Source organism: Okeania sp. (genome assembly GCF_983059655.1).
This window is the reverse complement of sequence record NZ_CEZPJD010000338.1, coordinates 1-8,354: the sequence shown is the minus strand read 5'-3', so window position 1 is coordinate 8,354 and position 8,354 is coordinate 1. Positions and strand designations below refer to the sequence as shown.

The 8,354-nt window shown below is 33.9% G+C and carries 4 protein-coding genes; 3 read left to right on the top strand and 1 reads right to left on the bottom strand.

What is annotated here, in order from left to right:
- The first annotated feature begins 621 nt into the window (after positions 1 to 621).
- Positions 622 to 1,605: an ABC transporter ATP-binding protein gene (locus AC3DU7_RS18465; RefSeq protein ID WP_488040780.1), complete on the top strand. Its 984-nt coding sequence runs from the start codon at positions 622 to 624 to the stop codon at positions 1,603 to 1,605.
- Between the two features lie 668 nt (positions 1,606 to 2,273).
- Here the strand turns inward: AC3DU7_RS18465 and AC3DU7_RS18460 are convergent.
- On the bottom strand, positions 2,274 to 3,212 hold the full coding sequence (locus AC3DU7_RS18460) for a glycosyltransferase family 2 protein (protein WP_488040779.1): 939 nt from the start codon (positions 3,210 to 3,212) through the stop codon (positions 2,274 to 2,276).
- A 922-nt stretch (positions 3,213 to 4,134) separates the two neighbouring features.
- Between AC3DU7_RS18460 and AC3DU7_RS18455 the strand changes: the two genes are divergently transcribed.
- Both AC3DU7_RS18455 and AC3DU7_RS18450 read left to right on the top strand, forming a co-directional pair.
- Entirely contained in the window at positions 4,135 to 5,502 is a 1,368-nt protein-coding gene (locus AC3DU7_RS18455) for an NAD-dependent succinate-semialdehyde dehydrogenase (protein WP_488040778.1), read from the top strand.
- 1,026 nt (positions 5,503 to 6,528) lie between these two features.
- On the top strand, positions 6,529 to 8,166 hold the full coding sequence (locus AC3DU7_RS18450) for an acetolactate synthase large subunit (RefSeq protein ID WP_488040777.1): 1,638 nt from the start codon (positions 6,529 to 6,531) through the stop codon (positions 8,164 to 8,166).
- Positions 8,167 to 8,354 lie beyond the last annotated feature (188 nt).

The window sequence follows — 8,354 nt, the reverse complement described above, 5'->3', positions numbered from 1 at the left end:
AGCTGCTGTAGAAGCTCCTTCTATCAATGGTTAATTACTAGTTGATTGATTTAATCTTAATTAATAAAAAAGCCCTCCATTTGTGAGGGTTTTTTTTTGATTTGTTTGATGGAAAATTTCACACAAAGGTTAGCTCAAATCAAACAGCTTAGTATATCAAATCTTCATCTAAATTCTTCAAAAAATTAAAGTTTCCCAGAATTTGGCTTTATTGGTACTTAGACATTTTTTGGCAAGAAAAATAGACATCTCCAGAAAAGAGGGGACAGGGAACAGGCAGGGAAGAACAATTGATAATTTATGGATAAGAATTGATTGTCTTTTTGATTTTTGGAGATGTCTAATGCGTCAAAGTCAGTCTAGACAAGGGAATTACGTCAAAGCCTTAAAAATGGCTAGAACCTTTGGTAATTCAGGATTTATGCTTTTTCGACGTAAAAACCTCTGTCCATCTATGATTTGAGCCTATTTTCTTACTTTTGCAGAATGTGGGTTAACTATAACGTTATAGTTTTTCAACATAGAAATTTATGAAAAAACCAAGTTTTCAGGTTCTCCTGCTGAAGTCCTGATTCAGTTTATGATAAAAAATAAAATATGAAATATATAAGCTGAATCTTTATGGAATCTGCTGTCGATTTTCCCACTGAAGCAAAGACACCAGAAAAATTGCCAGTGATAGAAACTACTAATTTAGGTAAATTTTACCGCACTGGTTTTTGGATGAATCAAAAAATAGAATCTCTTAAAAGCTGTACTTTGACAGTTTATCAAGGAGAAACTTTTGGACTTTTGGGACAAAATGGTGCAGGTAAAACTACCCTACTTAAAACTTTATTAGGAATTGTACGCCCTACATCTGGATCGGGAGTTTTATTAGGAGAGCCAATAGGCGATCGAGTAATTAAAGAAAAAATTGGTTACTTGCCAGAAAATCCTTACTTTTACGAATATTTAACTGGATGGGAATTTCTAGAATTTGTGGCAGGATTATTTCAAATACCAAAATCAATACAAAAACAAAGAATTCCAGAATTACTAGACCTAGTTGGGTTATCTAAATCAACGGCTATCAGAAAGCAATTACGTCAATATTCTAAAGGAATGTTGCAAAGAGTTGGTATGGCACAAACTTTGATTAATGACCCTGAGTTAGTATTTTTGGATGAACCAATGTCAGGTTTAGATCCAATGGGGCGTTATCAAATCAGAGAAATTATTATTTCACTCAAAAAACAAGGTAAGACTATTTTTTTTAATAGTCATGTTTTGTCTGATGTGGAGAAAATATGCGATCGCATTGCTATTCTTGCAGAGGGAGAATTAATTTGTATTGGTACTTTAGATGAAGTATTAGGAACTAATGAAAGTTATTATGTCAAGGGTAAAAGTGGTAATCTGAAGATTCTTAAACAATGGATACCTGATTTAGAATTTGAGCATAATTTTTGGCAAGGTCATTTGCAAGGAGACCCCAAAGAATTTTTAGTTAGTGTGGGATTAATGAAAGCTACACTAATGAAAATGAATATAGAAAGGCTTAGTTTAGAAGAGTATTTTATGCAGCAATTACGAGAAAGGGGTATTTTTTCCAGTAGGGAATAGATTACATCATGTAACCTCTCCGGGGAGCTGCGCTAACGGTTGAATAAGATTGTACCCAGTAAATGTAGATAGAAAATCCAACATATCTCTTGTACAGTATGCATTGTGCCGTTTTGTCAAAGGGTAAGTTTATACCAAATCCGGTTTACATGGTAAGTTTATTGTTAGGGTAAGGCAGAAGGCATAAGGCATAAGGGTTAGAAGCGTTTGGACAAATTCGCTTTTCATAACTGGATTTGGTATCAGGTATAAGAGACTGTTTGTAAAACAAATCTTAAGAACAGCCAGATTTTTTAGTACTAAGCTTTCGTAACATTAATCTAATCATTGCATTGTAAATCAGAGCTTCACTAATCTCTGGCAGTTGTTCATCATAGATTTAACTTACATTCCGCACGTCAAAATGTAGTAAATAAATCTAGGCGCTGAAAAGCTTGTCTAGCAATAACCATAAAGTTTATAAATAAAAATACATATTATACAGACTATTGCCAGTTTTTCTTAATAAAAGAAGCTGTAATCCATCTTATTCGTAAAAAATACTTTTGTAGTATGCTTGTCGTGTAAAACGTGGGGTTTAAGATAGCTTTAAGATTAGGGAAGATATTAAACAAATATAAAATCAACAAATACTATTTTTTATATTGGTTACTATCTAAATCTTAAAATCAATTAATCAAAACTTTTTTACTTAATTGTTGATTGTTTTTTTTGAATTTTCTAGCAATAGTAACTGCTAAAAAAATTTGCCAAGCTTTCAGATAAAAAACTGCTGGTAATAACATATTTATAGCTGTTAATAATTGTTTTTGTTTGAGAGCGATTATACCCCAATGTAGATTCATATATTGCCGTATATCTTCAATATCTGGGATTATATTAGAATACTTTTCATTAACTTTATTATAAATTTTTTCTTTCATCAAAATATTAGTATTACAGCGTTTTTCAAGGGAAATTTTTCTGTCATATCCCCCTATCCAAATAGTACGATAAACTAAACATTTGTTGATAAAAATAGCATCACCAAACTCAGCAATTCTAATCCAAGAATCAATATCATCGCAACTCCTTAAATTAGTATCCCATCCTCCAGATTCTAAAAAAGCATCCCTACGAAAAGCAACTTGAATAGGAGTACCAAATGGCAGTAATTCTAGTAACATTCCATAGTGAATATCTTCTTGAAGAATATAAAATGCTGATCCAGGTCCTGTTTTATAAGTACGACTAATTTCTACCTGATGAAAATCAACTTGTGCTGCCTGACAAGAAAGAATTACTGCTTGAGAATGAAGAGTAATTGCTTTAGTCATTTCCTCTATACAATTAGATGCTATGTAGTCATCATCATCTAAAGGTTTTATCCAATCTCCCTGAGCATTTTGTACGCCTAAATTCATTGTCGCTGCATGGCCTTGGTTGGAAGAAGTACAATAGTAAATGACGCGATCTCCTAAGCTATTGACATAGTTTTTTGTACCGTCTACTGAACAGTCATCAACTACTATGATTTCACATTCAACTGTTTGTTCTAATGCTGAATGAATTGCCCGCTTTAATAACTCTAAGCGATTATAAGTTGTAATTATGATACTAAATTTCATTGGCAAACTTTTATCTATGATTTAATTAATAAGCTAAAAATATAAGCGGAAATATTTCCACACTTTATAGAACCCATTTGGGGTCTATTTAACAAGTTACAAGTCCAACACCCATCTGGGTTTGATGATTCTGGTAGTAATTTTTCATGATTTTTCCCTTATAGTTATTAGGCACCTTAAAATGGCTTCTATACGCCCCGTAGGAAACCTCGCCAATTACTCGCTTTTAACTTCCGCGTAGTGGCGCAAAAAGGCAGCTATGCTGGAGGCTTTAGTTATCTAGGATAGCAGCTATGCTGAAGGGAAGAAAGGTTATTATACAAGCTTTTGAACCTTTTTTAACTGGTTAGTTATTTGATTATCCTGCACTAGAGTACCGCATTATAATATGCTGGAGCTGATAATGGAAAAATGCATAATACCAAATTTGTTTCTAAGTTGCATAGAATAATATTTTGATCGGAGTTTACTGTAGATAAACACAGAAATACTTAATGATTTACTCCTGTTAAGCACCATGATTTTCTCCTAATTTATGAGTAAATAGGAATGAGGATTTATTAACTTCTAGATTTTCTACACATAAGTATTTCAGTGAAATAATCATAGATAAAAACTTTGGATATTATTTAATTATCATTCCATATTTTTTTCTATAGTTAAATGATTGTAAAAGATAGTTAAGAATTAAATGTTTTGGCTAGTGTAAGCAAGTATGATGAAGTAGAAAGCTAAACCAAGATTAAATTAACATCCAGGAGTAAAGAAACGAAGAAGTTAAACTATCTAAGGATCTACAGCAGCAAGAAAAAAAAGTTATTGTCAAAAACACTATTATCACAAGATGTATTAATATTAATGACTTGTGACTAAATTGAAAAAGTAAAAGTAATTTTAAATTTAAATTTAGGAGAAAAATTTAATGGCGATTGCTACAATTAATCCAGCAACAGGAGAAACAATAAAAACTTTTGAACCAATCACAGATGCAGAGATTGAAACAAAACTAGAGTTAGCAATAACAACTTTCCACCAATATCGTCAAATTCCCATGACTAAACGTGGGGAATGGCTATTAGCAGCAGCCGATATATTAGAGAAAAATGCTGAAAAATTTGCAAATATAATGACCCTGGAAATGGGTAAAACTGTGAGTGGGGCGATCGCCGAAGCTAAAAAATGTGCCTTAGTCTGTCGCTACTATGCAGAAAATGCAGCAAAATTTCTCGCTGATGTACCAGCACAAACTGATGCAAGTAAATCCTTTGTCCGTTATCAACCATTAGGCCCAGTGCTAGCTGTCATGCCTTGGAATTTTCCCTTTTGGCAAGTTTTCAGATTTGCTGCACCAGCTTTAATGGCAGGAAATGTAGGTTTATTGAAACACGCCTCTAATGTTCCCCAATGTGCTTTGGCCATTGAAGAAATATTTAAAGAAGCAGCTTTCCCAGAAGGAGCATTTCAAACCCTATTGATAGGTTCCGATAAAGTAGCAAGCATTATGGCAGATGACCGAGTAAAAGCAGGAACTTTAACTGGAAGTGAACCAGCAGGAATGGCTTTAGCAGCAATAGCAGGTAAATCAATCAAAAAAACTGTTTTGGAATTGGGAGGTAGCGACCCATTTATAGTATTAGAAAGTGCTAATTTAGAGCAAGCTGTATCTACTGCAGTTACAGCTCGAATGTTGAATAATGGCCAATCTTGTATTGCAGCCAAACGCTTCATCTTGGCAGAAACCATTGCTGAAGAATTTCAACAGCGCCTAGTAGAAAAATTTGAGGCTTTAAAGGTAGGAGACCCTATGTTGCTAGATACTGATATTGGTCCGTTGGCAACTCCATCTATTCTTCAAGAGTTAAATGCTCAAGTAGAAGCTTCTGTTGAGAAAGGAGCAAAAGTTCTAACAGGAGGTCATCTTTTATCTGACAGTCCCGGAAATTTTTACCCTCCTACTATTCTGGCGGAGATTCCAGTAAATTCTCCTGCTTATGAAGAGGAATTTTTTGGTCCTGTTGCCTTAATATTTCGGGTTGCTAATATTGATGAAGCAATAGAGTTGGCCAACAATACCCCCTTCGGGTTAGGTGCAAGTGCATGGACTACAGATACAGCCCAGGCAGATAGGTTAATATCAGAACTAGAAGCAGGTGCAGTTTTTATCAATGGTTTAGTCAAGTCTGACCCGCGTCTGCCTTTTGGTGGGATTAAACGTTCTGGCTATGGTCGAGAACTTAGCAAAGAAGGAATTCTAGAATTTGTCAATATTAAGACAGTTTGGATTAAATGATTAAGTATCTGGCCCTTGGTAAAGTTATAGTCGTTTAACTTAAAAATGAGACGTTTTTTCCTCTGAAGCTTCTTCAGAGCAAGAAAGCTTTGTCTCAATCTAAAGTTAAATGAATATAATTTATTCTACCTATTCAATAGCTTTTAGGATTTATAGCAATTACTTAAAATATTGTCATACGTTAGATTTGATATTTCTCAATCCTAGAAGTTGAATTGAGGGCTGAATATTTAATGATTTTTATTATTTTCAGAGTTACTTTTACACTCTAATTTAAAGATAATGTTGCTTTTAAACTTGGGTCTTATACTATTGAAAAACAAGAAGATCACGAATATTTTTGGCGGTCAAAAATACTCAAGATAGGGTATAAAGCTTCTCCTTCAAAGGAGAAAAAAATTATTCTAGCCAATCATATCCTTGATTAGACAATTTGTTTTTATCCACTAAGAGCAATTCGTAAAAATAATGCTATACTTACGAAAAACTTCAGTTATTAAGTAATAATAATGATTGATTAATGTTTTGAGCAATTAAATTATTTGTATGAAGTAAAGGTATGTTATTCATTATTCATCTAATATTTACAGACCTTGCATTCAAATATTTTTACTACTTTCTGCTCTTAAGAAAGTGTAGCAAAAATGCGCGTTTTTATAAAAACCTTGAAAGCATCCTGTGAGATGCTACCTAACTGTAGGCAGGAAAAATAATTTTTACATCTGCCACTCAAGTATATTTTTTACTCCGTTTTGCCAGCTTTAACTCAATGTTAAATGTATTTCACTCAGTACTTAATTACTTGAGAAAAAAAGTTAAATAGAAGTTTAATTCATCCTGAATCAAGAAAATAAAAAAAGAATCACTCATATAACTTGTATTTTAAAATTCAGCATTACATTTCAGCCTATAATTTTAGACAAATAGTCGAAATTATCTTTCGCTGTACAGGTAAACCACCTCAATTTAAAGTTTTAATCTTCGATTTAGTTTTCTAACACCTTTAACTAGAGGAGAAAAATAGAAATGAATACTGCAGAATTATTGGTAAAATGCCTCGAAAATGAAGGCGTCAAATATGTATTTGGACTCCCTGGAGAAGAGAATCTGAATATCTTAGAAGCTCTCAAAGATTCCCCAATTCAATTTATAACTACCCGACATGAACAAGGTGCCGCTTTTATGGCAGATGTCTATGGTCGTTTAACAGGAAAAGCAGGAGTTTGTTTATCAACATTAGGCCCTGGAGCTACTAATTTAATGACAGGTGTTGCTGATGCTAATTTAGATGGCGCACCTTTAGTAGCAATTACAGGTCAAGTTGGTACAGATCGAATGCACATTGAATCTCACCAGTATTTAGATTTGGTGGCAATGTTCGAGCCAGTAACTAAATGGAATGCTCAAATTGTTCGCCCTAGTAATACACCAGAAATTCTACGCAAAGCATTTAAAGTAGCTCAACAAGAAAAACCAGGTGCAGTCCATATTGATTTACCAGAAAATATCGCGGCCATGTCTGTAGAAGGGCAACCTTTGAATCGTGATAAACGAGAAAAATCTTATTCTGCTTATCAAAGTATGACTGAAGCAGCAGTAGCAATTTCTAAAGCTAAAAATCCTGTAATTTTAGTCGGAAATGGAGCGATTCGGGCTAATGCAAGTGAAGCTTTAATAGAATTTGCCACACAATTAAATATTCCTGTTGCTAATACCTTTATGGGTAAAGGTGCAATTCCTTATACTCATCCTCTATCTTTATGGACAACAGGATTACAACAACGAGATTATATTAGTTGTGCTTTTGACCAAACAGATTTAGTTATTGCAGTTGGTTATGACTTGATAGAATATTCTCCGAAAAAATGGAATCCTCAAGGTCAAATTCCTATTATTCATATTGCAGGAGCACCAGCAGAAATTGATAGTAGTTATATTCCTATTGCTGAAATAGTCGGAGATATTTCAGATTCTTTGAATGAAATTTTACGACGCTCTGACCGAATGAATCAAGTAAGTCCTACTGTATCAGAAATTAGAAAAAATCTTCGCTCTGAATATGAGGTGTACAGTCAAGATAATGACTTTCCAATTAAGCCTCAAAAACTAATTTATGATTTACGTCAAGTAATGGGGCCAGAAGATATTGTTATCTCTGATGTTGGTGCCCATAAAATGTGGATTGCTAGACATTATCATTGTGACCGTCCTAATACTTGTTTGATTTCTAATGGATTTGCCGCAATGGGTATTGCTATTCCTGGAGCGATCGCTGCTAAATTAGTTCATCCTGACCGTAAGGTAATAGCTGCAACAGGGGATGGTGGGTTTATGATGAATTGTCAAGAGTTGGAAACTGCTTTACGAGTAGGTACTGCTTTTGTAACTTTAATTTTTAATGATGGTGGTTATGGTTTGATTGAATGGAAGCAGGAAGACCATTTTGGTCAGTCGTCTTTTATTAAGTTTGGCAATCCAGATTTTGTTAAGTTTGCTGAAAGTTTTGGTTTGAAAGGTTATCGAGTTGAGTCTGCTACTGATTTAATTCCTACTCTGAAAGAGGCTCTTGCTCAAGATGTTCCGGCTGTAATTGATTGTCCTATTGATTATCGAGAGAATGCTCGTTTTAGTCAAAAATCAGGTGGTTTAAGTTGTTCTATTTAGTTAGTACACTATAGGGACGTTCTATGAAACGTCCCTACAAGATTTGATATGTGAAGATGTGGTTCATCAAGAGTGAAAAGCGCTTTCAACAATGAATAATGAATAATTACCTCTCCTTGAAATAAGAGGATTGACAAAGAGATGAAAATTTTTCTTCTCTTGGTAGATTGGATATGGCGAGGTCTCCT

What these genes read in the sequence shown, in the direction of transcription:
- AC3DU7_RS18455 (WP_488040778.1), top strand. Translation starts at nt 4,135, where the DNA reads ATGGCGATTGCTACAATTAATCCAGCAACAGGAGAAACAATAAAAACT.
- AC3DU7_RS18460 (WP_488040779.1), bottom strand. Translation starts at nt 3,212, where the DNA reads ATGAAATTTAGTATCATAATTACAACTTATAATCGCTTAGAGTTATTA.
- AC3DU7_RS18450 (WP_488040777.1), top strand. Translation starts at nt 6,529, where the DNA reads ATGAATACTGCAGAATTATTGGTAAAATGCCTCGAAAATGAAGGCGTC.
- AC3DU7_RS18465 (WP_488040780.1), top strand. Translation starts at nt 622, where the DNA reads ATGGAATCTGCTGTCGATTTTCCCACTGAAGCAAAGACACCAGAAAAA.